Here is a 24,784-nt window from a genome sequence, read left to right as displayed (position 1 = left end):
AAAACATGCACATGAATGTTGTTGCTGTTCGCGTCCACTTTGTGGTTCTCGATAGACGATCGAGAATCGACCACACGCTCGACCCGTAAGGGTGGGGGGTGTGGTTCGGAACATGATTGGGTATCCATAGTGTTTCGGCGGTCATAGCGAGAGGGAAACGCCCGGTCACATTCCGAACCCGGAAGCTAAGACTCTCAGCGCCGATGGTACTGCAGGGGGGACCCTGTGGGAGAGTAGGTCACCGCCGGACTTCTTCGATGAGCCGGGGTTGGTAGGTGAGTGAGCAGCGATGCTCCTCACCCACCAACCCCGGCTTTTTTCATGCGCCGCCATGTCCACTGGTCACCCCGCTGTGCCCTCAGCAGGACGAGCCCGCACTTGGTCGCGCACTCCGCGCCTCCAGAGCGCGGAAGCGCGTTGACGTAGGCTGGTGGCGACGCACGCGTCCAAGGTGAGGCGCATCCATACGAGCACGACAACAATTCGACAGCGCATCCCGAGGAGCTATTCATGGACGCAAACGACAACGATCGGCGCAGCCCGAACAACGACCGTGGAAGCGGAAACCGCTACGAACGCGGCGGACAGAGCAACCGACGGGATGACAACGCGCGCAGCGGGGACCGCAAGCAGCACGGCGACCGCAAGCCCTACGGCGGCAACAGCGAACGAGGCCAGGGGGAGCGGCGCAACTTCAGCAGCCGGGACTCCGCCGGCCGGACCGGCGAGCGCGACGGACAACGAGGCGACCGCAAGAGTTACCCGCCTCGTGATGGTGAGCGGAAGTCGTACCCGCCTCGCGACGGCGAGCGTCGCTCCTTCGGTTCGCGGGACGATCGCGGTGATAACCGGGGTGAGCGGAAGTCGTACCCGCCTCGCGACGGCGAGCGTCGCTCCTATGGTTCGCGGGACGATCGCGGCGACAACCGGGGTGAGCGTAAGAGCTACCCGCCTCGTGATGGTGAGCGGAAGTCGTACCCGCCTCGCGACGGCGAGCGTCGCTCCTTCGGTTCCCGCGACGATCGCGGCGACAACCGTGGTGAGCGCAAGAGCTACCCGCCTCGTGATGGTGAGCGCAAGTCGTATCCGCCCCGCGACGGCGAGCGTCGATCCTTCGGCTCGCGGGACGACCGCGGCGAGAACCGTGGCGAGCGGAAGTCGTACCCGCCTCGTGATGGTGAGCGGAAGTCGTATCCGCCTCGCGACGGCGAGCGTCGCTCCTTCGGTTCGCGGGATGACCGCGGCGAGAACCGTGGTGAGCGCAAGTCGTACCCGCCTCGTGATGGTGAGCGGAAGTCGTACCCGCCTCGCGACGGTGAGCGTCGCTCCTTCGGTTCCCGCGATGACCGCGGCGAGAACCGTGGTGAGCGGAAGTCGTACCCGCCTCGTGATGGTGAGCGGAAGTCGTACGCGCCTCGCGACGGCGAGCGTCGCTCCTTCGGTTCCCGCGATGACCGCGGCGAGAACCGTGGTGAGCGGAAGTCGTACCCGCCGCGTGACGGTGAGCGCAAGTCGTATCCGCCCCGTGACGGTGAGCGTCGCTCCTTCGGTTCCCGGGACGACCGCGGCGAAAACCGTGGCGAGCGCAAGTCGTACCCGCCGCGTAATGGTGAGCGGAAATCGTACCCGCCTCGCGACGGTGAGCGTCGCTCCTTCGGTTCCCGCGACGACCGCGGCGACAATCGAGGTGAGCGCAAGAGCTTCCCGCCCCGCGATGGTGAGCGGAAGTCGTACCCGCCCCGTGACGGTGAGCGTCGCTCCTCCGGCCCTCGTGGTAACAGCAGGGGTGGTGGCCGTGACGACCGTGGATTCTCCGCGGGTGGCCGCGGACGTCAGGCTCCGGAGCGTCCGGAGCTGACGGAGGAGGAGCTGCTGGCGCGTGAGCTCCGCCCAGTGCGTGCAGAGCACATTGACCCCGTCGTTCCCGACGAGGTCAATGAGTCGGACCTGCCCAAGGGCGCCCGAAACGAGCTCAAAACGTTGGAGGCGACCAACCAGGAGTTTGTTGCCCGTCACCTCGTGATGGCCTCGGTGCTGATCGACAGCGATCCTGAGCTTGCGCACCAGCATGCGGTGTCGGCTGCACGCCGTGGCGGTCGCATCGCCATGGTTCGGGAGACGCTTGCGATCACCGCCTACACGATCGGCGACTACGCGCTGGCCTTGCGCGAGCTGCGCACCTACCGCCGCATCAGCGGCAAGGAAGACCAGCTGGCGCTCATGATCGACAGCGAACGCGGGCTGGGTCGACCGGACCGCGCGCTCGAACTGGGCCGCGCCGCCGACCGCACTGGTCTCGGACCGGCCGAGCTCGTGCAGGTGGCGATCGCGATGTCCGGAGCCCGCCTGGACCAGGGGTCGCCTGACCTTGCGCTCGCTGAACTCGAGATCCCGCAGCTCGACCCGAAGCGCGCCTATTCGTACAGCCCGGCGCTCTTCAGCGCCTACGCGACGGTCCTCGAGGAGCTCGGACGCGACGCCGACGCCGAGCGCTGGGCGGCCCTCGCCACGCGGGCACAGGATGCGCTCGACGCGGTGAAGCACGACGAGCACGAGACCATCGAGGTCGTCACCGAGGGCGAGTTCCCGCCGCTCGAGCCGGACGAAGATGAGGACGAGGAAGAGGCAACGGCGTCGCCGGAGGTCCGCGTCGATGCGACGGAGGCTACCGGCTCTGAGGACGCCGAGGTGCAGTACTCGCGGGACGACGATGACCTCGAGGCCGAAGTCGATGAGCTGCTGGCCGAGGCCGAGGCTGCCGAGGACGTTGAGGCGGATGCTGAGCAGATCGTGACCGAGGCCGAGGCCGAGGCTGACGCTGAGGCGGACGACGAGGTCGAGTCGGTCCAAGAAGAGGCTGACGAGATCGTTGCGGCGGCTCAGGAAGCCGAAGCGCTCGAGGACGACGCCGAGGCGGCGACCGAAGCTGAGGCTGAGACCGACCCCGTGGCAATCGACGTCGAGCTCGACGTCGTCCCGGCAGCGCTCGAGGCCGAGGAAGGAACGGCTGAAGAGCCGGCCGCTGCGGCGACTCAGGACACGGGGTCCGCTGACGCTGACGCTGACGCTGACGACTCGGAAACCGAGGAAGAAGACAAGCGCAAGGGCGACGAGCCAGAGCCGCTCTTCGACCTCTGAGTGGATGCGGGACGGCGCGCGCACGCCGCCGTCCCGCCTCCGCATCCAGCTGTCGCGCGCACGACGCCCTTCACCGCACCCCAGCGAACCGGTAGGCAGAGAGAGACGAGGAACCTCCAGATGGCATTGTTCAAGAAGAGCACGGGAACCGGGCCCGCCCCACTCGATGGCGTCGACGTTGTGCTGGCCGATCTCGACGGTGTCGTGTACCGGGGCCCGAACCCCGTCCCGCACGCCGTCGAGAGCCTCAACGCGCTGGTGGCGGCGGGCATCCGATCCGGGTACATCACGAACAACGCCTCTCGGACCGATGAGCAGGTCGCGGGTCACCTCCGCGATCTTGGGCTCTCCTTGACCGCGCAGGATGTGGTGACCAGTCCACAGGCAGCGGTCAGCCTCCTCGCGACCAAGGTGGCGCCCGGCTCGCTCATTCTCGTTATCGGTGGCGACGGACTGATCGACGAGCTCGAGAAGGGCGGCTTCCGGGTCACCCGATCCGCCGATGACAATCCGGACGCAGTGATTCAGGGCTTCGCGCCGCACGTCGGCTGGGAGCACCTCGCGGAGGCGTCGTTCGCGCTCGCGCGCGACATCCCGTGGGTCGCGACGAACCAGGACTGGACGATCCCTGTCGCCAGAGGCATCGCGCCGGGCAACGGCACCCTCGTCTCCGCCGTGCACACGGCCGTGCAGAAGCTCCCGCTTGTCGCGGGCAAACCCGAGAAGGCGATCTTCGACGAGGCGGTCCGTCGGTTCGATGCGAAGAACGCGCTCTTCATCGGCGACCGTCTGGACACCGACATCAAGGGCGCTGCGCACGCCGGAATGACCTCGGCGTTTGTGCTCACCGGAGTCGATCGCCCGAAGCAGCTCATCGCGGCGCCTCCGGGACAGCGGCCAGACTTCATTTTGACCGACCTCCGTGAGCTGTCGCTGCCGTACCCCAAGGTGGTGGCAGAGCGACCTCAGGCCGAACTCGCCGTCGCTCGCGTGGGCGACGCGCAGGTCACGGTTCGCGGCATCGACGTCCTCGTCGACCGTGCCGGAAGCTCGCCGATCAACCTGCTGCGCGCCGGCTGCGCCGCCATCGCGGCCTCAGAGAAGCTGATCTACGCACTCCGAGTGCCGGAGGTGCTCTACTCGGAGCTGGCGTCGTGAACGCGGAGGACCCCGGCTTCGCGGTGCCCCGGGACGGGGCCGATGCGTCGCGCCTCGAGGCGGCCACCAGCGAGGGCAGCGACAAGGGCGATAACGCCGACGGTGACAGCGCTGACAACGCGGAGCTGGCGGCGGAGCTCGAACGAATCTCGACGCTGCCGGTCAGCGAGCGGGCTGCCGAGTACGCTCGCCTGCACCAGCAGCTCGGTCAGCTGCTTGAGAGCACACCCGTCCAGCTCTTGGACGGGGAATCCGCGTGAGCGGGCCGAGTGCGGGCGGTGAGCGCGGCTCGCTCGCGCGCCTCGACACCGAGCTGACTCGTCGGGGACTTGCCAGGAGCCGCACTGCCGCCGCCCGGCTCATCGAGTCAGGCCTCGTGTCGGTCAACGGCGTGATAGCGAGCAAGACGGGCATTCGGGTCGCGTCGTCGGATCACCTCGCCGTCGCTGGGGGCGACGACTATGTCTCCCGGGCCGCGCACAAGCTTGTCGCGGGGCTCGACGCGGTGCCTGCTCTCGATCCGACGGGCCGAGTCGCGCTCGATGTGGGCGCCTCTACTGGCGGGTTCACGCAGGTGTTGCTCGCGCGCGGCGCCCGCCATGTGATCGCGTTGGATGTGGGCCACGACCAACTCGCTCCAGCCGTGCGCGGCGACACGCGGGTCACGAACCTCGAGGGCGTGAATGCTCGCTTCGTTGACGCACCCCAGCTCGACGAGCTGCTCGCGGCCGCGGCGTCGCCCGTGCGGTCCGTCGACATCGATCTCGTCGTTGGCGATCTCTCGTTCATCTCCTTGACGAAGGTGATCGCGCCCATCATGGCGATGGCCCCTGGCATCGTCGACGCCGTGCTGCTCATCAAGCCGCAGTTCGAGGTGGGGCGCACGGGCGTGAAAGGCGGCATCGTGCACGATCGCAGACTCGTTGCGCCGGCGATCGAGCGCGTCCTCGTTGAAGCTGCGAGCTGCGGCCTCGAGCTGGTGTCGCTCCGGCCTTCGCCGATCGTCGGAACCCACGGAAACTCGGAATTCGTCGCCGTCTTCCGCACGTCGGCAAGCTCGAGTCCAGCGGAGGCTGACAGACTCGAGGCGCTGCGACGAGCCATCGTCGAAGCGGAGGAGTTGGAGGCAGATCGATGAGCGAGAACTCGACGCGACGCATCCTCGTCGTCAGTCACGTGGCACGTGAGGACGCCATCGAGGCTGCCATGACCGTGCTGCAGCTGCTCGACGACGCGGGGGTCACGCCCGTGCTCGAGCCGGCGACGTACCGGGAGCTGGTGCGACTCGATCGCAATCGGGTGCCGCGGACGACGGTGGCCCTCGGCGAGCAGCTGACGGCCGACGAGGTCGAGATCGCGATCGTGCTCGGGGGAGACGGCACCATCCTGCGCGCCGCTGAGCTGGTGCGCGACGCGGGAACCCCCATCCTTGGCGTCAACCTAGGCCACGTCGGCTTCCTCGCGGAGAGCGAGCGGGACTCGCTCGCCGATGCGCTCGGCCGTGCCCTCGAGCGCGACTACAGCGTTGAAGAGCGCATGACCTTGGACGTGCGGGTCACGCTCGGCGGCGAGACGGTCTACGAGACGTGGGCGCTCAACGAGGCCTCCATCGAGAAGGCGAGCAGAGAGCGGATGCTCGAGCTCGCGCTCGAGGTCGACGGCCAGCCGCTCCTGAGCTTCGGCGCGGATGGGGCGATCTTCTCGACGCCGACCGGCTCGACTGCGTACTCGTTCTCGGCGGGCGGACCGATCGTCTGGCCGACGGTGGAGGCGCTGCTGCTGGTGCCGATCAGCGCGCACGCCTTGTTCGCCCGGCCCATTGTGGTCGGTCCGAGCTCGACCTTGGCGGTGGAGATCGTCCCGCGGACGGGGACGCCCGGCGTGCTGTGGTGCGACGGTCGCCGCACGTTCGACCTGACGGCCGGCTCCCGGGTGACCGCAACCAGGGGCGGGGCGCCGATCCGGCTCGCCCGCCTGCATCGGGCGCCGTTCAGCAAACGACTTGTCGAAAAGTTCCAACTTCCAACTTCAGGATGGCGAGGGCCCGCACGCGCATGATTCTTGACATCGACATCTCAGGGCTCGGCGTGATCGAACGCGCCGAACTTCCGCTCGGTCCGGGGTTCACCGCGATCACGGGTGAGACCGGCGCGGGCAAGACCATGATCGTGACCGCGCTCGGACTGCTCAGGGGCGGACGCGCGTCGGCGGACGCGGTGCGCTCGGGGGCGAGCAAGGCCGTGGTGGAGGGGCGATGGCAGCTGGATGCGGACAGCCCCGCCGCTCGGCTTGCGGCGGACGCGGGAGCGGAGCTCGACGAGAACGACGAGCTGCTCGTCGCCCGCCAGGTCGGAGCTGAGGGACGAAGCCGTGCGTGGCTCGGTGGGCGCGGGGTACCAGCGTCGATCCTCGCCGACCTCGGCGAACGACTCGTTGTCGTGCACGGCCAGAGCGACCAATGGCGTCTGCGCAGCGAGGGCGCGCAGCGAGCGGCTCTGGATGCGTTTGGCGGCGAAGAGCTGCACGGCGCGAGAGCTGCGGTTCGCGAGGCGCACGCGCGTCGCGCGGACCTTCGTGCCGAACTGCAAACGCTGAGCGACGCCGAGGCGGAGCGTGAGCTCGAAGCCGCGCGGCTTCGCCGCGCGTTGGCCGACATCGAGCCGGCTGAACCACAGGCGGGGGAGGACGTCGCCCTGCTCGCACGTATCGAACGCCTCTCGAACCTCGAGGCGCTGCGTCGCGACGTCGGGCAGGCCCACGAACTCCTCGCCGGCGACAGCTCGGCCGGCTTCGGAGGTCAGGGAGCGGCGAGCGCCGCGGAGCTCGTTTCCCAGTCCCGTGCCCTCATCGACAGCGCCGCGTCGAGCGACCCGGCTCTGGCTGAACTCGGTCAAGCCGCGGCAGATGTCTCCTTCGCGGTCGACGAGCTTGGGCTTCGGCTGGCCAGCTACCTCGACAGCCTGGAGGCGGAGGGCAGCGGCGAGCTGGCCCAGCTCAACGAGCGGCTCACGCTGCTCACGAGCCTCACCAGGACCTACGGGCCGACCCTCGACGACGTCATCGAGCTCGGCGCGCAGGCGGGCATGCAGCTGCTCGAGCTCGAGAACGACTCCACGCGCATCCAGGAACTCGAGACGCAGATCGCGGAGGCAGAGCAGACGCTCGCCACCACCGCGGCACGCCTCACCGCGTTGCGCGAGGCGACGGCGACGGTGCTGGAGGAACGGGTCACGCATGAGCTGCACGCGCTCGCGATGCCTGCAGCACAGCTGACGGTCGAGATCTCTCCGCTCGACGACATCGCCGCCCACGGTGGCGACCGAGTCGCGTTCCTGCTCCGCCCCCACCCCGGCACCGAGCCTGCCCCGCTCGGCAAAGGTGCATCCGGTGGCGAACTCTCGCGCGTGATGCTCGCCCTCGAGGTGGTGCTCGCCGATGTCAGCTCCGTGCCGACGCTCGTCTTCGACGAGGTCGACGCGGGTGTCGGGGGATCTGCCGCCATCGAGATCGGCCGCAGGCTACAGCGGCTCTCCGCGAACGCGCAGGTCATCGTCGTCACGCACCTGGCACAGGTCGCGGCCTTCTCGGACAACCACATCAGCATCGAGAAATCCAGTGACGGTCAGTTCACCACGTCTAGCATCCGCCGAATCAGCGGGGCCGACCGGACCCAGGAGATCGCGAGGCTGCTGTCTGGCCTCTCCGACAGCGAGACCGGCAACGCGCACGCGGAGGAGCTGCTGGAGCTCGCGGCGGCGAATCGCGCCGCGCCAGGCGCAGACGGATCACGGTCCGTCGTCTAGTATGGAATTCCGTGACTAGCGCAGATATCCCAGTTGCGGGAAACGACCAGGCCGTTGTCAAGCAGATCTACGTGACCGGGGGCGTCGTCTCCTCGCTCGGCAAGGGCTTGACCGCTGCCAGCTTGGGCAACCTTCTCAGGGCCCGCGGCCTGCGCGTCGTCATGCAGAAGCTCGACCCGTACCTCAACGTCGATCCCGGCACGATGAACCCGTTCCAGCACGGTGAAGTCTTCGTCACCGGAGACGGCGCGGAGACCGACCTCGACATCGGCCACTACGAGCGGTTCCTCGACGTCGACCTCGCCCAGTCCGCCAACGTCACGACCGGTCAGGTCTACTCGAGTGTCATCGCCAAGGAACGCCGCGGCGAGTACCTTGGCGACACGGTGCAGGTCATCCCGCATATCACCGACGAGATCAAGCGTCGCATGCGCCTCCAGGCCAGCGAAGAACCCCGCCCCGACGTGATCATCACCGAGGTCGGCGGCACGATCGGCGACATCGAGTCGCAGCCCTTCATCGAGTCGGCGCGGCAGCTTCGTCACGAGCTGGGACGCGACAACGTCTTCTTCGTCCACGTCTCGCTGGTGCCGTTCATGGGCGCGTCAGGCGAGCAGAAGACGAAGCCGACGCAGCACTCCGTCGCAGCGCTCCGCTCCGCCGGCATTCAGCCCGACGCACTCGTGCTTCGCAGCGACCGTCCCGTGACCGAGGGCAACAAGCGCAAGATCGCGCTCATGTGCGACGTGCCGGAGCGTGCAGTCGTCAACACCATCGACCTGCCGTCGATCTACGACATTCCTCGCGTGTTGCGCGAGCAGGGCCTCGACGAGTACATCATCGAGCAGCTCTCGCTGCCCGCGCAGCCTATCGAGTGGAGCGCCTGGGAGCGTCTGCTCGAGGTTGTGCACCACCCGAAGCACCAGATCACGGTTGGCCTCGTCGGCAAGTACATCGACCTGCCGGATGCCTACCTGTCGGTCACCGAGGCGCTCCGCGCGGGCGGCTTCGCCAACCAGACGCTCGTGAAGCTGCGCTGGATCCCATCGGACGAGTGCGAGACCCACGACGGCGCCGCCGCGCAGCTGAGCGACGTCGACGCGATCTGCGTGCCAGGCGGCTTCGGCATCCGCGGCATCGAGGGGAAGCTCGGCGCCCTGCGCTTCGCTCGCGACAACGGCATCCCGACCCTCGGCCTCTGCCTCGGCATGCAGTGCATGGTCATCGAATACGCCAGGAACGTTGTCGGCATCACCGACGCGAGCTCCTCGGAGTTCGACCCGGAGACGCCGAACCCTGTCATCGCGACGATGGCGGAGCAGGTCGACATCATCGAGACCGGCGACATGGGCGGCACCATGCGTCTGGGCTCGTACCCGGCCGCGCTCGACGAGGGCTCGATCATCGCGGAGCTCTACGGCTCGACGCTGGTCGAAGAGCGCCACCGCCACCGGTACGAGGTGAACAACGCCTACCGCGAGCAGATCGCGGAGGCCGGCCTCCAGTTCTCGGGGCTCTCCCCGGACGGAACGCTCGTCGAGTACGTCGAGCTGCCGCGCGACGTGCACCCCTTCTACGTCGCGACGCAGGCGCACCCCGAGCTGAAGTCGCGCCCGAACAGCGCGCATCCGCTCTTCGCGGGTCTGGTTGCCGCTGGCCTCGAGCGCCAGCGCTCCGGTCGGCTCGTCGACGTCGAGGAGAACGTGCAGGACGCGGAGCAGGTTCAGCAGTGACCGGGGCCGCCGCTCCAGGGCCGTTCGCTGACGAGGTCGCGGAAGACACGGTGCTCGAGTCGAGCGTCGTGTTCCACGGTGCGGTCTGGGACGTGGTCCGCGAGCGGTTCAGATTCGGCGACGAGGAGCTGACCCGCGAGTTCATGGCGCACACCGGCGCGGTCGCCGTGCTGGTGCTCGACGACGCTGACCGCATCCTGTTCATCCGTCAGTACCGTCACCCCGTCGGACGCCGTGACTGGGAGCTCCCCGCCGGCCTCCTCGACGCGCCGGGCGAAGATCCGCTCGACGCCGCCAAGCGCGAGCTGGCCGAAGAGGTCGACCTCGTAGCCGAGCGATGGGATGTGCTCCTCGACCAGTACACGTCGCCTGGCGGCAGCAGCGAGAACGTGCGCGTCTACCTGGCGCGCGGCGTCTCCGCGACACCTGAGGCGTTCGCCCGCAACGGTGAGGAGGCGGAGCTCGAGCGGCGATGGGTTGCCGTGTCCGAGGCGCTCGACGCCGTCCTCGACGGCTCGGTCCAGAACCCGTTCGTGATCTCGGGGGTCATGGCCCTCCACCTCGCCAAGGAGCGCGACTGGTCGACGCTTCGCCCGGCGAGCGCGGCGTGGCCGACGCGTTCGCCCGGCCGCCCGGACTAGACGGCTCGCCATGGCGGCAGCTTCGAGCGGGGCGACTTCGGACGCGGCGCTGCTCGACACCTACCTCAGACACCTGACGATCGAGCGAGGCCTGTCGGCCAACAGCCTCGGCGCGTATCGACGCGACCTCGCCAAGTACCTCGGATGGCTCGAGGCGAGTGGATGCGGGTCCCTCTCGGCGGCCACGCCGGAGGTCGTCTCGGCGTTCCTCGCGCAGCTCAAGGACGTCGAGGGCCTCGCGTCCTCCTCCATCTCCAGAGCACTCTCATCGGTGCGCGGCTTCCACCGCTTCCTGGTCGACGAGGGGGCGCTCACCGCCGATCCGACCTCGCGCGTACGCGCACCGAAACTCCCGTCGCGGCTCCCCAAGGCGCTCAGCGTCGGCGAAGTCGAGCGTCTGCTCCAGGCGGCGGACGGCGAGACGCTCGAAGCGATGCGCGACACGGCGCTCGTCGAGCTGCTCTACGCGAGCGGAGCTCGCATCTCCGAGCTGGTCGACCTCAACGTCGACGACCTCCTCGAGCCTGGTGTGCTCCGTGTCCGCGGCAAGGGCAACAAGCAACGGATCGTCCCGGTGGGCAGCTTCGCGCAGAAGGCCCTTGATCGCTACCTCGTGCGCGCGAGGCGGGAGCTCTCGACCCGGGGGAGCTCGACTCCCGCGCTGTTCCTCGGCACCAGGGGAGCGCGCCTCTCCAGGCAGAGCGCGTTCAACCTGCTGGACGCGATCGCCACCCGCGCCGACCTCGCGGGCCGAGTCTCACCGCACACCCTGCGGCACTCCTTCGCGACGCACCTGCTCGAGGGCGGCGCGGACGTGCGCGTCGTGCAGGAGCTGCTCGGGCACGCGTCGGTCTCGACGACCCAGATCTACACCCTCGTGACGGCGGACACCCTGCGTGACGTGTACGCGAGCAGCCATCCGCGCGCCACCATCGTCGGAGGCCAGGGCGGGGATAGGATGCAGAGGTCATGAGCGAAGAGACGATCGAATCCACGCCCCGCAGCGCAAGCGCGGTGTCGACGCGACTCTACAACCACTTCGACGTGCCCGAGGAACTCGAGAGCCACGGCCCCGCGCGCATCATCTCGATGTGCAACCAGAAGGGCGGCGTGGGCAAGACCACCACGAGCATCAACCTGGGCGCGTCCCTCGCGCTCTACGGGCGACGTGTGCTGGCCGTCGACTTCGACCCGCAGGGAGCGCTCAGCGCCGGGCTTGGCATCCGCACGTACGACGTGCCGACGGTCTACGACCTGCTCATCGGTACGGTGAAGGACCCCCACGACGTCATCCAGTCGACCGCGTTCCCTGGCCTCGACGTCATGCCAGCCAACATCGACCTCTCGGCCGCCGAGGTGCACCTCGTCACCGAGGTGGCCCGCGAACAGATCCTCGCGAGCGTGCTCCGGAAGGTCTCGAGCGAGTACGACGTCATCATCGTCGACTGCCAGCCCTCGCTTGGTCTCCTCACCGTCAACGCGCTCACGGCGAGCCACGGCGTCATCATCCCGCTCGAGTGCGAGTACTTCGCACTTCGCGGTGTGGCGCTGCTCGTCGAGACCGTCGACAAGGTGCGCGACCGCCTCAACCCGTCGCTCGAGCTCGACGGCATCCTGCCCACGATGTACGACGGTCGCACCCTGCACTCGCGTGAGGTGCTCGATCGCGTCTACGAGGCCTTCGGAGACCAGGTCTTCGACACCGTCATCGGGCGCACGGTGAAGTTCCCCGACGCCTCGGTCGCCGGCGTCCCCATCGTCCGCTTCGCTCCAGAGCACACCGCGTCAAAGGCCTATCACCAGCTCGCGCGCGAGTTGGTCGATCGTGGCGCCGTCGCCTAGCGGCCTGACCGCGAGGGGCATCGCAGCTTCACCCGACGTCGAGGCGTCGCCGGACACCGACTTCCGGGTCTCGCTGACCAACTTCGAGGGCCCCTTCGACCTGCTGCTGACGCTCATCTCGAAGCACGAGATGGACATCACGGAGGTGTCGCTCAGTCGGGTCACGGCCGAGTTCATCGGCTACCTCGACGACCTGTCGACTCCGGAGGAGCTCGACCGTGCGAGCGAGTTCATCGTCGTCGCCGCGACGCTGCTCGACATGAAGATCGTCAGCCTGCTGCCGCAGGGGGAGTACGTGGATGCGGAGGACGTGGCGATCCTCGAGGCCAGAGATCTGCTCTTCGCCCGCCTCCTCCAGTACAAGGCCTTCAAGGAGGTGTCCGTCTGGTTCGCCGCGGCCCTCGGCGTCGAGGGGCAGCGCACGACCCGCGCGGTCCCGCTCGAGGCGAAGTTCCGTGAACGCATCCCGGATCTCGTCTGGACGCTCTCGGCCGCCGACTTCGCGGCCCTCGCCGCGCTGGCCCTCGCGCCGCGCGAGATCCCGACCGTCGGGCTCACGCATCTCCACGCGCCGAAGGTGAGCATCCGCGAGCAGGCGCGGATCATGGCCGCGATGCTGCAGGACGGCGAGCCGCGGACGTTCCGCGAGCTCGTCGCAGACGCGGGCGCTCGCGGCGTCATCATCGCGCGATTCCTCGCGCTTCTCGAGCTCTACCGCAGGGCGGCGCTCAGCTTCGAGCAGGAGACGCCGCTGGGGGAGCTCACGGTGCGCTGGGACGCGGAAGAATGGGATGCGGCCCTGCTCGCAAGCCTCGGAGACGACGATGACTGACCCCAAGGCGACGGATGCGCAGCGCTCAGTAGGGGACGGCCCCGGCGTCGCCCTCGACCGCGCCGTCGAAGCCATCCTCTTCGTCGCTGACGAGCCGCTGTCGCTCGTGACCATCGCAGGCGCCGTGAGCCGCCCCGTCTCCGACGTGCGCGCATCCGTCGGCCGTCTTGTCGCCGACTACAACGGCGACCTCGGAGGTCCAGAGCGCGGCTTCGAGCTGCGCGAGGTTGGGGGCGGGTGGCGCCTGTACGTGCGCGAGAACCTCGACGACATCGTCGCCGACTTCGTGCTCACCCGCCAGCCGTCCAAACTCTCCCAGGCCGCGCTCGAGACGCTGGCGGTCATCGCCTACCGCCAGCCCATCACGCGTTCGCAGGTGGCGCAGGTGCGCGCCGTGAACGTCGACTCGGTGGTGCGTACTCTGGTAGCACGTGGCCTCATCGCAGAAGACGGCCACGACGAAGTGACGGGGGCCATCCGCTACGTCACAACCCAGACGCTGCTTGTACACCTTGGCCTCAACTCGCTCGACGAGCTTCCCAAGATTTCACCTCTGCTCGACGAAGGACAGGACGGATTCCATGAGTGACCAGCGAGGGCGCGCACCGCGCCGCGGCGACCGCGACCGCACGGCCGACGAGGCCGCGGCACTCCGGCAGGCCGCGCAGGCGAGGCCGGACGGCGGCTATTCGCTCGACGACTTCGACGACATCCCGCTGCCAGGACGCGAGCAGGCCGCGGGCCGCGAGCAGGCCCCCGGCCCCGAGCGCACCGACGGCGTGCGCCTGCAGAAGGCCCTCGCGGCTGCCGGCGTTGCGTCCCGACGCGTCTGCGAGCAGTACATCACGCAGGGCCGCATCGAGGTCAACGGCGTCGTCGTCACTGAGCTCGGAAGCCGCATCTTCCCCGACCGCGACGAGGTCGCGGTCGACGGCACCCCGATCCAACTCGACGCGAGCAAGCGCTACGTCGTGCTGAACAAGCCCGTCGGCGTCGTCTCGACGATGCGGGACGAGCAGGGACGCCCGGACCTCCGCGAGTTCACCAGGGAGTTCGCGGAGCGCGTCTACAACGTCGGCCGGCTCGACAGCGACACGAGTGGCCTTCTCATCCTGACCAACGACGGCGAGCTCGCACACGTGCTCGCGCATCCCTCCTTCGGCGTCGAAAAGACCTACATCGCCCGCGTCGATGGTCGGGTGTCGGCGAAGGCCCTGCAGCGCCTGCGTCAGGGCTTCGAGCTCGAAGACGGCTTCATCAAGGCGGACAGCGCTCGGCTCTTGGCAGACCAGCCCAGCCGGACCGCGTCGCTGGTCGAGATCGTGCTGCACTCCGGCCGCAACCGGATCGTGCGCCGCATGCTCGAAGAAGTCGGCCACCCGGTGACCGCCCTCGTGCGGCGCAGCTTCGGTCCGCTGAACCTCGGCACGCTCCGCGAGGGCGAGATGCGGGAGTTCACTACACTGGAGCTCGGCCGCATCCTGAAGCTCGCCAGGCGAGCAGGCGGGCAACGCGAGGGCGGCGCCCCAGCGCCGTCGGCCACCCCGTCGACGGAGCAGAAGCGGGGCCGAACCCCCAGGCAGGCGCCTGGTGCGAGATCGAAGGGTCGTCGATGACGCCAACTCGAACCAACTCCCCGGTGCGAGTCGTCGGTGCCGGGCTGCTCGGCACCAGCGTGGGCCACGCGCTTCGCCGACTCGGCGTCGACGTCCAGCTCGACGACATCTCACCGTCAGTGCTGCAGCTTGCCGTCGACTACGGCGCCGGCACCCTTGCCTCCGCCGACGACTCGGCGCAGACACCCCGCATCGTCGTCGTCTGCGTGCCCCCGGACGTCACAGGCCAGGTCGTCGCGGCCGAGCTCGAGCGCTGGCCGGACGCCATCGTCACCGACGTCGCGAGCGTCAAGTCGGCGCCACTCGCCGAGCTCATCGAACGAGGCGCCGACATCTCCCGCTACCTGGGCTCCCACCCGATGGCAGGGCGCGAGACCGGAGGGCCCCTCTCCGGACGCGCCGACCTCTTCGTCGGCCGCCCCTGGGTCATAGCACACCACGAACAGACGAGCGTCTTCGCGCTCCAGGAGATCGAGGGGCTTGCCCTCGATCTCGGCGCGACCCCCGTCACCATGACCGCTGAAGACCACGATCGGGCCGTGGCACTCGTCTCGCACGTGCCCCAGCTCGTCTCGACGCTGCTGGCCTCGCGGCTGATGGACGATGAGGACGGCGCGACGGCGCTCGCGGGCCAGGGCCTCCGAGACCTCACGCGCATCGCCTCCAGCGACCCCGTGCTCTGGACGCAGATCCTGACCGCCAACGCCGCGCCCACCGCCGCCGTGCTCCGCAAGCTCCAGGCAGACTTGGACCGCGTCGCAGGCGCGCTCGAACGCAGCCAGGAACGCGGCTCAGGGCGGGTCATCGCCGAGCAGCTCGCCACGGGGAACGCAGGCGTCGCACGGCTCCCCGGCAAGCACGGCTCCTCGCGACGGGAGTTCGACTCGGTCACCGTCATGATCGACGACAAGCCCGGCCAGCTCGCGCGCCTCATGGGCGACGTCGGCGACGCGCAGGTGAACGTCGAGGACTTCCGCATGGAGCACGCCCAGGCGTCGAACGTGGGCCTCGTCGTGATCTCGGTCGTCCCATCGGCCACGGCGAAGCTCATCGACGAACTCGAGCAGCGAGGATGGAGGATCGCCGCATGACGACCACCGAACAGCCCAGCCCCAGCACACCGCGCGAGCGCGTACCGCTCGTCGTCGCCGTAGACGGTCCCGCCGGCTCCGGCAAATCGAGCGTCTGCCGCGAGAGCTCCCGACGCCTCGGCTTCGGGTACCTGGACACAGGGGCGGCCTACCGTGCGCTCACGTGGCTTGCGGTCGAGCGGGGCATCGACCTCGAAGACGCGACCGCCGTTGAGGCCCTGCTGCCGACCTTCGTCGACACCTACAGCATCTCGCAGAGCCCGGACGAGCGCTGGGTTCGCGTGGGCGACACCGATGTCTCCGAGCACATCAGAGACACCGCGATCTCCGGAGAGGTCTGGCGGGTCTCCCGCGTGCCCGCCGCGCGGCAGGCGCTGACGGCGCTCTTCCGACGCACCATGGCAGGCACCACGAGCCCTGGCATCATCGCCGAGGGCAGGGACATCACGACCGTCGTGGCCGCGGACGCCCCCGCGCGCATCCTCATGACGGCAGACGAAGCCGTGCGCATCGCTCGCCGGGCGGGCGAGAAGCCAGGTGAGGCAGCCGCCGCGGTCGCCGCATCCGTCTCGGCACGCGACGCCCGGGACGCCGCCGTCACCAACTTCACCGACGCCGAGGACGGCGTCACCGTGCTCGACACCACGACGCTCGACTTCGAGCAGTCCGTCGAGGCATTCCTGCGGATCGTCGCGTCAGCGACCCCCGATCCGCTCCAGACGACAGCACCGTCGCTGGCAGCCGCCCATGCGCTGCCAGACACGACAACACGAAGGAGTCACGATGACTGACGATCAAGGACGCAGCGACGAGAGCACGGAGGACTCAGTGGAGTTCGACGAAGCAGGCGGCGAGGAGCTGGTCGCTCGCCTCGACGGGCTCGACGAGACCGTCGTCGAGAAGCGCACGCAGGCGCTCCGCCAGAGCCTCGACGACTACGAGCTCGAAGAAGACGACCTCGAAGTGCTCCTCGGAGCATCCGAGGACGGCGACGCGATCACCTACCTGCCAGCGCTGCCGGTGCTCGCGGTCGTCGGCCGCCCGAACGTCGGCAAGAGCGCGCTCGTCAACCGCATCATCGGCCGCAGGGAGGCCGTGGTCGAAGACACCCCGGGCGTGACCCGCGACCGCGTCTCGTACAAGGCCGAATGGAACAACCGCTGGTACACGATCGTCGACACCGGCGGCTGGGAGCCTGACGCCAAGGGCATCGACCTCTCGGTCGCGCAGCAGGCGGAGATCGCCGTCGAGCTGGCCGACGCCGTGCTCTTTGTCGTCGACGCGAACGTCGGCCCGACCGCCACGGACGAGCACGTCGTGAAACTCCTCCGCCGCACCGACCGGCCCGTCATCCTCGTGGCGAACAAGGTCGACGACGCAGTGCAGGAACCGAACGCGGCCCAACTGTGGAGCCTCGGTCTCGGTGAGCCCTGGCCCGTCTCCGCGGTGCATGGCCGCGGCGTCGCGGACCTCCTCGACAAGGTCATCGAGATCCTCCCCGAGGTCTCGAAGGTCGCGAAGGAAGAGATCGGCGGACCCCGCCGCGTCGCGATCCTCGGGCGGCCGAACGTCGGAAAGTCCAGCCTGCTCAACAAGGCGGCAGGCGAGGAACGAGTGGTCGTCAACTCGCTCGCGGGCACCACCCGCGACCCGGTCGACGAGCAGGTCGAACTCGGCGGCAAGATCTGGCGCTTCGTCGACACGGCCGGTATCCGCCGCCGCGTGCACCTGCAGCAGGGGGCCGACTTCTACGCCTCGCTGCGCACGACCGCCGCGCTCGAGAAGGCCGAGGTCGCCGTGGTCGTCCTCGATGTGACCGAGCCCGTGAACGTCCAGGACCTGCGCATCATCGACCTGGTCCTCGAATCGGGCCGCGCGCTGGTGCTCGCGTTCAACAAGTGGGACATGCTGGACGACGAACGTCGCTGGCAACTGGAGCGCGAGGTCGAGCGCGACCTCGCCCACGTGGCTTGGGCGCCCCGCGTCAACATCTCGGCGAAGACCGGCCGCCACCTGGAGAAGCTCGTCCCCGCCCTCGAGCTTGCGCTCGACTCGTGGGACACGCGCATCCCTACGGGCAAGTTCAACGCGTTCCTCGCGGAACTCACGGCGGAGTTCCCGCACCCGCTGCGCGGCGGCAAGCAGCCGCGCATCCTGTTCGGCACCCAGGCGCAGACCCGGCCGCCGACATTCGTACTCTTCACGACCGGGTTCCTCGACCCCGGGTACCGCCGCTTCATTCAGCGACGCCTGCGCGAGGTGTACGGCTTCGAGGGGTCACCCATCATCACGAACATGCGCGTCCGCGAGAAGCGGGCCAAGCGCAGCTGATCGAGCGCAGCTGATCGAGCGCTCGCGCTCGGTGGGGCCAGTCCACGTCGACCCGTCTGGGGCGAGGAGGCTGGCCCTTCCTCCGTCGCGGCGACCGGGAGGGCCACATCGGCGAGTGGCGGCACGCGTCGTTCGGAAAGAACGGCGATTTTTCACCTGACGTGAAGACGAGGACGCTCGCGGCCGCGGTTTCGCCCGCGTCGTGGGACGCAGAACCGTACGATTTTGCTTGTGCCTGGTTGTCAGGCGTGAACTTTCGACGTTGAGGGGTCCCATTCGATGATGGAAAAGTCCGAGCAGACGCAGCACGAGTGGCTGGAGAAAGTCGGCATCGCCGAGCGGATGATCCCGCTCATCGGGAACCTGTACCGCACACGAAACGTCGTGACCTCGATCTACGGTCACCGACTCATCAACCTGTCCGCCATCGACATCATCAAGGCGCACCGCTTCGCGCGACGCATCAATGACGTCGAGCTGTCGCTGGACGCGACGCTGCCCATCCTCGAGCGCCTGCAGGAGTTCGACCTCGGGACGGCCTCGATCGACCTCGGCGAGCTCGCGACTCGGTTCGCCGCGCAGGGGGAGGACCTCGACACCTTCCTCGCCACCCAGCTGCTCGAGGTCATCGGCACGGGCTCGCCAGACTCCGGGGCCGACGTCGTGCTCTACGGGTTCGGCCGCATCGGACGCCTGCTGGCGCGCATCATCATCGCGCACGCCGGGACCGGACGTGGCCTGCGCCTGCGGGCCATCGTGGTGCGCAAGGGGAGCGACAACGACCTCGAGAAGCGTGCCAGCCTCCTGCGCCGCGACTCCGTGCACGGCGCGTTCGCCGGCTCTATCTCGGTCGACCAGGATGCATCCACGATCCAGGCCAACGGCACGGTCATCCAGGTCATCTACTCGAACGACCCCGCAACCGTCGACTACGAGTCGTACGGCATCCGTGACGCCATCGTCGTCGACAACACGGGCCGCTGGCGCGACGCAGAAGGGCTCTCCCAGCACCTGCAGAGCCCCGGCGTTCGCCGCGTGCTGCTGACCGCGCCCGGCAAGGGTCAACTGAAGAACATCGTCTACGGCATCAACAACGCGGGCATCACCGACGACGACCGCATCCTCTCGGCCGCATCGTGCACGACGAACGCGATCACCCCGGTGCTCAAGGTCATCGACGAGCGCTACGGCGTCGTGCACGGCCACGTCGAGACGGTGCACTCGTTCACGAACGACCAGAACCTCATCGACAACTTCCACAAGGGCGACCGGCGTGGGCGCGCGGCCGGCCTCAACATGGTGATCACGGAGACCGGCGCCGCGAAGGCCGTCGCCAAGGCCCTCCCGCACTTCGAGGGGAAGCTTACGGGCAACGCGATCCGGGTTCCCACGCCGGACGTCTCGATGGCCGTGCTCAACCTGACGCTCGAGCGGCCCACCACCCGCGGGGAGATCAACGACTTCCTGCGCCAGGTCTCGCTGAGCTCGGTGCTCCGTCAGCAGATCGACTACATCGAGTCGAGCGAGGTCGTCTCCACCGACTTCGTCGGTACGACGCGGGCCGGCATCGTGGACGGCCTGGCGACCATCGCCGAGGGGAAGAACCTCGTGCTGTACGTCTGGTACGACAACGAGTTCGGCTACTCGACGCAGGTGGTGCGCATTATCGAGCAGCTCGGTGGCGTGCAGCCGCCCATCGTGCCGCACCGCAAGGAGCTTTCGCAGCTCTAGGCGCGAGTCGCCTCGTCAAGCGAACGGCCCCGCTCTCCGGTTGGAGAGCGGGGCCGTCGCTGTTGTGCTGGTGCAGGCTCGGGCTACTTGAGCTCTGCGCCCAGGATCTCGGTGTACGAGGCTCGCTCCTTGCCGAGCCGCGAGTTGCGGCGGCTGTACAGGAAGTAGATTGCGAACCCGATCGCCAGCCAGATAGCGAAGCGGAGCCAGGTGAGCGTCGACAGGTTGAGCATGAGCCAGAAGCACAGCACCGCCGAGAGGATCGGCAGGAACGGCGACCACGGCATGCGGTAGGCGAGCTCGCGGTTCGGGTACTTCTTGCGGAGCACGAGGATGGACAGGCTCACCAGCACGAACGCGGAGAGCGTGCCGATGTTGATCATCTCCTCGAGCCAATCGACGTTCGTGAGCCCGGCGAGCAGCGCGACGGCGATGCCGACGCCAATCTGCAGGCGGATCGGCGTCTTGCGCTTCTCGCTGGTGATGCTCCACGACTGCGGCAGCAGGCCGTCGCGGCTCATCGAGAACAGCACGCGGGCGAGGCCCATGAGCAGCACGAGGATGACGGTGGTGAAGCCGAGGAGGATGCTGATGGAGATGATCTGCGCGGCCCAGTCGGCGCCGACGAGCACGAACGCGGTCGCGAGCGACGGAGCCTCCGATGCCGCGAGGTCCTTGTAGGAGACCATGCCGGTGATGACGAGGCTGACCGAGAGGTAGAGCACAGTGACGATGCCGAGGCCGAGGAAGATGCCGCGGGGAAGGTTCTTCTTCGGGTTCTTGACCTCTTCGGCGCTCGTGGCGACGACGTCGAAGCCGATGAAGGCGAAGAAGACGATGGATGCGCCGGCGAGGAGTCCGAAGACGCCGTACATGCTCGGCTCAGCGCCTGACATGAAGGAGAACAGCGACTGGTGCCAGACGTTGGTCTCCGACTCCGCAGCGGGCTGCGACGGCGGGATGAACGGCGTGTAGTTGCTGACCTTCACGAAGAACGCGCCAACGACGATGACGAAGAGGACGGTCGCGACCTTGAGGATCGTGAGGACGGCGCTCACACGAGACGACAGCTTCGTGCCGAGCGCCAGCAGCGTGGTCAGCACGGCGACGATGAAGAAGGCGGCCCAGTTCAGCTCGAACAGGCCGAAGATGCTCAGCTTCGGCGGGATGTCCCAGCCCCAGATGTTCACGACCTCCTGGAGGTAGACGCCCCAGTAGCTGGCGATGACCGCTGCGGCGGAGAGCATCTCGAGGATGAGGTCCCAGCCGATGATCCAGGCGAGCAGCTCGCCGAGCGTCGCGTACGTGAAGGTGTAGGCGGAGCCGGCGACGGGCACCGACGAGGCGAACTCGGCATAGGCCATGATGGCCAGGCCGCAGGTGACGGCAGCGAGCAGGAAGCCGATCGTGATCGACGGGCCGGCGTTGTTGGCGGCCGCCTTCGCTCCGACGGAGAAGATGCCGGCGCCGACGGCAACGGCGACGCCCATGATTGCGAGGTCCCACACGCCGAGAGATCGCTTGAGCGATCGTTCCTCGGAGTGCGAGTCCGCAAGCGAGGCCTCGATGCTCTTCGTTCGCATCAGGCTTTGGAAAAAGCTCAAGGTGTTCCCCCAGTGTTTTAGGACCACGCGCGGGCACCCGCGCGCGTGTGGAGTTTACCTGCTGGAAACATTCCGGGGGAACGCAGGAAGCCTTCGGCGGGCGTGCCCTACTGTTGCCGGAGACACGACGGAAACACCCCTTCGTCGTCGTTGCCGGACCGGGTTCCGGCGGGTGCGCTGAATTCCCATCGCGCTCGCTGCTCCGGATGTCGCGAAGGAGGCTCCGTGCCTGACCTCGCAGAAGCGCCAGACGCGCTGCTGGTCGCTCGTGCCAGGGACGGGGACGAGCGTGCCTTCGAGACGCTCATCCGCCGCCACTGGGGGCTTATGCTCGCGACGGCGATCAGGCTGCTGTCGTCGCGCGCCGATGCCGAAGACGCGGTCCAGGATGCGTGCATCGTGGCCTGGAATCGGCTGGAGTTGCTGCGCGACCCCGATGCTGTGCGTGCGTGGCTCGTGCAGATCGCGGCCCGGAAGTCGACCGATCGCCTTCGGCGGCGGAAGTTCGAGCAGGACATCGACGACGTCGACGCTCCGGTGGCCCGCGAGCTCGGCCCGCTGGCCCAGCTGGAGCTGAACGCGAAGCTCGACGCGGCGTCGCGCGTGCTCGCGTCGCTCCCGGAGCTCCAGCGGCAGTGCTGGATCCTCAAGGAGACGGCCGGCTTCACGTACGCGGAGATCGCCGAGCAGCTCGACACGAACACATCCACGGTGCGAGGAGCCCTCTCGCGGGCGAGGCTCGCGCTGCTGCGAGGCATGGAGGAATGGGCATGAGCGAAGAAGTCGAGCCGACGATCGGCGCGGGGGGCTACACCCTGACGCAGCTGTCGGAGTACCTCGATGCGGGTCGGCTGCCGTACAACCCGGAGATCGAGGGAGACCCTGAGTGCGAGCGGGCGCTCGCGGCGCTCGAGCGCGTCACGCGCACCTCCAAGGAGCTGCTCGAGGCGGAATCCGCTGCGGCGCCCGCGCCGAGCGGGGCGTGGCTGCAGTCGATGCTGCGGGGGATCGCGATGGATGCGCGCGCCGGCCGCGAGATCCCGCTCGCGTCGCAGGAGCCGGAGTTCGAGTTCACGCAGAGCGAGGGGGTCGTCCGCGAGCTGGTCCGCCGGACGGGCGACGCCATCGACGGCGTGCTCATCGGGCGCTGCGTGCTTGATGGCGACGTGACGGAGCCAGGTGCGCCGGTGCAGCTGACCGTGTCGGTGACCGTGCTCGGCCTGCAGCCGCTGCACCCGCTGGCGGATCGGGTTCGGGCTGCGATCGCAGACGCGCTGGAGCGTCACACCACGCTCCGGATCACCGGCATCGATATCGTCATCGCCGATGTGAGGAGTGAAGAATGATCGAGCGTGAGCGTGAGCGTGTCGCGGAGGTCGTCGAGGCCGCCGCTCTCGCGACCCCGGGCGTGGTGGAGCTCCTCCCCATCGTCGGCATTCACCTCGGTTCGCTGCACGTTGAGGTCGGGACTGACGACAACGGGGTGCTGATCACGGTGCGCGTGCGCGTCGACTCGTCTCGGCCCCAGGGGCGTATCGTCGAGGCGCTCGCGGCGCGGATCAAGGCCGCAGCGCTCGTGGAGCTTCCCGAGGGAACGATCGTGCGAGTCCGCGTGCGGGTCCACGCGATCTCGGGTCGAAGCTGAGCCACAGCTTCGCCATAGGAAGGCCATAGCGAGGGGCATGATGCTCGGTGGTGTCGAAAGGAACCACCTATGTCCACCCCCTTCACCCCGGAAACCAACCCGCAGGACGGCGAGCAGTCGACCTCGGGGCCCTTCTCCCAACCGTCTGCGCACACCCCGGTGGGGCATTCGTTTGCGCCGCAGTACTCTTCCGCGTCCGGCTGGCGCGAGCCCGCCCAGTACGTGCCCGGTGAGGCGGCGAGCGCGCCCCACGCCGGCCCCGAGCATCCAAGCGCGCAGTACCAGAACCCGACCGCGCAGTACCCCGCCCCGGACTACGCGACGGCCCAGTACGGCTCGAACCAGTACCCGTCGAGCGGCTTCGGGCCGGCCGCGAGCCCAACGACCGCGCAGGATGCACCGCCTCGCAAGCGCCGGTTCGGGACCATCGCCCTGCTGACCGCCGGGCTCCTGGTCGGCGGTGTCGTCGGCGGCGGCGTCGGCGGTGCCGTGGTCGGCGGCTTCGGCTCCTCGCAGGTCACGGCGGCCTCTGGTGGCTCGCAGTCCATCACCGTGAACAACCCACAGGACGCGACGCTGGTGACCAGCATCGCCGCGGTCGCCTCGCCCAGCGTCGTGACCATCTCTGCGTCGTCCGGACAGGCGGCGGCCAGCGGCTCCGGCGTCGTCGTCGACGGGGCCGGGTACATCGTGACGAACAACCACGTCGCGACGATCGATGGTGCGACGGGCAGCGCAGAGCTGTCCGTCCAGACCAGCGACGGTCGGCTGCTGCCTGCCACCTTCGTGGCAGGTGACCCGGTCCTCGACCTGGCCATCATCAAGGTCGAGGAGACCTCCCTGACCCCCATCGCCTTCGCCGACTCGGACACGCTGAACGTCGGTGACGTCGCGGTCGCGATCGGCGCACCGCTCGGGCTCTCCGACTCCGTCACGGAAGGCGTCGTGAGCGCCCTCGACCGAGGCATCCTCGTGAGCTCCTCCGCCGTGCCAGAGGAGGTCGAGTCCGACGGCACGCAGGAGAACAGCCCGTACAACTTCTGGCGCGGCGACCCGAACTCGTCCGAGGGGCAGACGTCGACTCGAGGCACCTCATCCGTCGCACTTCCCGTTATCCAGACCGACGCGGCCATCAACCCCGGCAACTCGGGCGGCGCGCTCGTCAACCAGGACGGCGCACTCATCGGCATCAACGTCGCCATCGCCGGTGCGAGCAGCGGCAGCGAATCCGCAGGGAACATCGGCGTCGGCTTCGCGCTGCCGTCGAACCTCGTGCAGCGCGTCGCCGACCAGCTCATCGCCGATGGCACGGTCGCGCACGGATTCCTCGGCGCGAGCGTCACCGACCCCACCGCGGCCGACTCGAGCGTCGCCGGCGCCTACGTCGCCCAGCTGACCGCCGGCGGACCGGCGGCGCAGGCCGGTATCCAGGCCGGTGACGTGATCACCGCCTTCGGGGGCCACCGGGTCTCGAGCTCCACCGACCTGACCGCGCAGATCCGCGCGCTCGAGCCTGGCACGCAGGTCGAGGCCGTGCTGGTTCGCGGCGGACAAGAGCAGACGGTCCAGGTCACGGTCGGTGAGCTGGGGCAGTAGCGCCGACCTCAGAGGAAGATCCT

23 protein-coding genes and 1 rRNA gene are annotated in these 24,784 nt (G+C 68.6%); 22 read left to right on the top strand and 2 right to left on the bottom strand.

From position 1 onward, the window contains the following. Positions 1–133 precede the first annotated feature (133 nt). Positions 134–250: ribosomal RNA gene (gene rrf, locus ACPYN9_RS05215) — 5S ribosomal RNA — on the top strand. 254 nt (positions 251–504) lie between these two features. On the opposite strand, the gene ACPYN9_RS05210 is transcribed toward rrf, so the two are convergent. Beyond that, the gene (locus ACPYN9_RS05210; RefSeq protein ID WP_424464529.1) at positions 505–1,908 is read right to left on the bottom strand and encodes a hypothetical protein; all 1,404 of its coding nucleotides are present in this window, start codon (positions 1,906–1,908) and stop codon (positions 505–507) included. Here ACPYN9_RS05210 and ACPYN9_RS05205 point away from each other — a divergent pair. The 17 genes from ACPYN9_RS05205 (at position 1,894) to ACPYN9_RS05125 (ending at position 19,916) form a co-directional block, all read left to right on the top strand. Then, positions 1,894–3,138 carry a hypothetical protein gene (locus ACPYN9_RS05205; protein ID WP_424464528.1) on the top strand — a complete coding sequence of 415 codons (1,245 nt, stop codon included), beginning with the start codon at positions 1,894–1,896 and terminating at the stop codon, positions 3,136–3,138. The genes ACPYN9_RS05210 and ACPYN9_RS05205 overlap by 15 nt on opposite strands. A 120-nt stretch (positions 3,139–3,258) precedes the next feature. Further along, positions 3,259–4,296 (top strand): HAD-IIA family hydrolase, encoded by a 1,038-nt coding sequence (locus ACPYN9_RS05200; protein WP_424464526.1) that lies wholly within the window; start codon positions 3,259–3,261, stop codon positions 4,294–4,296. After that, complete coding sequence (locus ACPYN9_RS05195) at positions 4,293–4,556, top strand: hypothetical protein (RefSeq protein WP_424464524.1); 264 nt, start codon at positions 4,293–4,295, stop codon at positions 4,554–4,556. Before ACPYN9_RS05200 ends, ACPYN9_RS05195 begins: the two co-directional genes overlap by 4 nt. Continuing rightward, on the top strand, positions 4,553–5,434 hold the full coding sequence (locus tag ACPYN9_RS05190) for a TlyA family RNA methyltransferase (protein WP_424464523.1): 882 nt from the start codon (positions 4,553–4,555) through the stop codon (positions 5,432–5,434). The genes ACPYN9_RS05195 and ACPYN9_RS05190 overlap by 4 nt, the downstream gene beginning before the upstream one ends. Beyond that, positions 5,431–6,354: an NAD kinase gene (locus ACPYN9_RS05185; RefSeq protein ID WP_424464521.1), complete on the top strand. Its 924-nt coding sequence runs from the start codon at positions 5,431–5,433 to the stop codon at positions 6,352–6,354. The genes ACPYN9_RS05190 and ACPYN9_RS05185 overlap by 4 nt, the downstream gene beginning before the upstream one ends. Then, a complete protein-coding gene (recN, locus tag ACPYN9_RS05180; RefSeq protein WP_424464519.1) occupies positions 6,351–8,099 on the top strand; it encodes a DNA repair protein RecN in 1,749 nt (582 codons plus the stop codon). The genes ACPYN9_RS05185 and recN overlap by 4 nt, the downstream gene beginning before the upstream one ends. An 11-nt stretch (positions 8,100–8,110) precedes the next feature. Continuing rightward, positions 8,111–9,832, top strand: coding sequence for a CTP synthase (locus ACPYN9_RS05175; protein ID WP_424464517.1), 1,722 nt, complete (start codon positions 8,111–8,113; stop codon positions 9,830–9,832). Next, positions 9,829–10,473 carry an NUDIX domain-containing protein gene (locus tag ACPYN9_RS05170; RefSeq protein WP_424464515.1) on the top strand — a complete coding sequence of 215 codons (645 nt, stop codon included), beginning with the start codon at positions 9,829–9,831 and terminating at the stop codon, positions 10,471–10,473. The genes ACPYN9_RS05175 and ACPYN9_RS05170 overlap by 4 nt, the downstream gene beginning before the upstream one ends. Before the next feature lie 10 nt (positions 10,474–10,483). Beyond that, positions 10,484–11,446 carry a site-specific tyrosine recombinase XerD gene (gene xerD / locus ACPYN9_RS05165; protein WP_424464514.1) on the top strand — a complete coding sequence of 321 codons (963 nt, stop codon included), beginning with the start codon at positions 10,484–10,486 and terminating at the stop codon, positions 11,444–11,446. Continuing rightward, entirely contained in the window at positions 11,443–12,315 is an 873-nt protein-coding gene (locus ACPYN9_RS05160; RefSeq protein ID WP_424464512.1) for a ParA family protein, read from the top strand. Before xerD ends, ACPYN9_RS05160 begins: the two co-directional genes overlap by 4 nt. Then, positions 12,299–13,147: a segregation and condensation protein A gene (locus tag ACPYN9_RS05155; protein ID WP_424464510.1), complete on the top strand. Its 849-nt coding sequence runs from the start codon at positions 12,299–12,301 to the stop codon at positions 13,145–13,147. Before ACPYN9_RS05160 ends, ACPYN9_RS05155 begins: the two co-directional genes overlap by 17 nt. Beyond that, on the top strand, positions 13,140–13,736 hold the full coding sequence (gene scpB / locus ACPYN9_RS05150; RefSeq protein ID WP_424464508.1) for an SMC-Scp complex subunit ScpB: 597 nt from the start codon (positions 13,140–13,142) through the stop codon (positions 13,734–13,736). The genes ACPYN9_RS05155 and scpB overlap by 8 nt, the downstream gene beginning before the upstream one ends. Before the next feature lie 127 nt (positions 13,737–13,863). Then, positions 13,864–14,763, top strand: coding sequence for a pseudouridine synthase (locus tag ACPYN9_RS05145; protein WP_424464545.1), 900 nt, complete (start codon positions 13,864–13,866; stop codon positions 14,761–14,763). Beyond that, positions 14,760–15,854, top strand: a complete 1,095-nt coding sequence (locus ACPYN9_RS05140) for a prephenate dehydrogenase (protein WP_424464506.1) — start codon at positions 14,760–14,762, stop codon at positions 15,852–15,854. The genes ACPYN9_RS05145 and ACPYN9_RS05140 overlap by 4 nt, the downstream gene beginning before the upstream one ends. Beyond that, positions 15,851–16,645: a (d)CMP kinase gene (locus ACPYN9_RS05135; protein WP_424464505.1), complete on the top strand. Its 795-nt coding sequence runs from the start codon at positions 15,851–15,853 to the stop codon at positions 16,643–16,645. Before ACPYN9_RS05140 ends, ACPYN9_RS05135 begins: the two co-directional genes overlap by 4 nt. Next, positions 16,638–18,185, top strand: coding sequence for a ribosome biogenesis GTPase Der (gene der, locus ACPYN9_RS05130; protein ID WP_424464504.1), 1,548 nt, complete (start codon positions 16,638–16,640; stop codon positions 18,183–18,185). The genes ACPYN9_RS05135 and der overlap by 8 nt, the downstream gene beginning before the upstream one ends. A 279-nt stretch (positions 18,186–18,464) precedes the next feature. After that, positions 18,465–19,916 (top strand): glyceraldehyde-3-phosphate dehydrogenase, encoded by a 1,452-nt coding sequence (locus ACPYN9_RS05125; protein WP_424464502.1) that lies wholly within the window; start codon positions 18,465–18,467, stop codon positions 19,914–19,916. Between the two features lie 83 nt (positions 19,917–19,999). On the opposite strand, the gene ACPYN9_RS05120 is transcribed toward ACPYN9_RS05125, so the two are convergent. After that, complete coding sequence (locus tag ACPYN9_RS05120) at positions 20,000–21,499, bottom strand: APC family permease (RefSeq protein ID WP_424464500.1); 1,500 nt, start codon at positions 21,497–21,499, stop codon at positions 20,000–20,002. Positions 21,500–21,745: 246 nt separating this feature from the next. On the opposite strand from ACPYN9_RS05120, the gene ACPYN9_RS05115 reads away from it, so the two are divergent. The 4 genes from ACPYN9_RS05115 (at position 21,746) to ACPYN9_RS05100 (ending at position 24,761) form a co-directional block, all read left to right on the top strand. Beyond that, positions 21,746–22,294: an RNA polymerase sigma factor gene (locus ACPYN9_RS05115; RefSeq protein ID WP_424464498.1), complete on the top strand. Its 549-nt coding sequence runs from the start codon at positions 21,746–21,748 to the stop codon at positions 22,292–22,294. Further along, positions 22,291–22,866, top strand: coding sequence for a hypothetical protein (locus tag ACPYN9_RS05110; protein WP_424464496.1), 576 nt, complete (start codon positions 22,291–22,293; stop codon positions 22,864–22,866). Before ACPYN9_RS05115 ends, ACPYN9_RS05110 begins: the two co-directional genes overlap by 4 nt. Further along, positions 22,863–23,165, top strand: coding sequence for a hypothetical protein (locus tag ACPYN9_RS05105; protein WP_424464494.1), 303 nt, complete (start codon positions 22,863–22,865; stop codon positions 23,163–23,165). The genes ACPYN9_RS05110 and ACPYN9_RS05105 overlap by 4 nt, the downstream gene beginning before the upstream one ends. Positions 23,166–23,234: 69 nt before the next feature. Further along, entirely contained in the window at positions 23,235–24,761 is a 1,527-nt protein-coding gene (locus ACPYN9_RS05100) for a trypsin-like peptidase domain-containing protein (RefSeq protein ID WP_424464492.1), read from the top strand. Positions 24,762–24,784 lie beyond the last annotated feature (23 nt).

It is taken from the genome of Pseudoclavibacter helvolus, assembly GCF_049707175.1.
GTDB classification, from domain to species: domain Bacteria; phylum Actinomycetota; class Actinomycetes; order Actinomycetales; family Microbacteriaceae; genus Pseudoclavibacter; species Pseudoclavibacter helvolus_A.
This window is presented reverse-complemented; position numbering and strand designations above follow the sequence as displayed.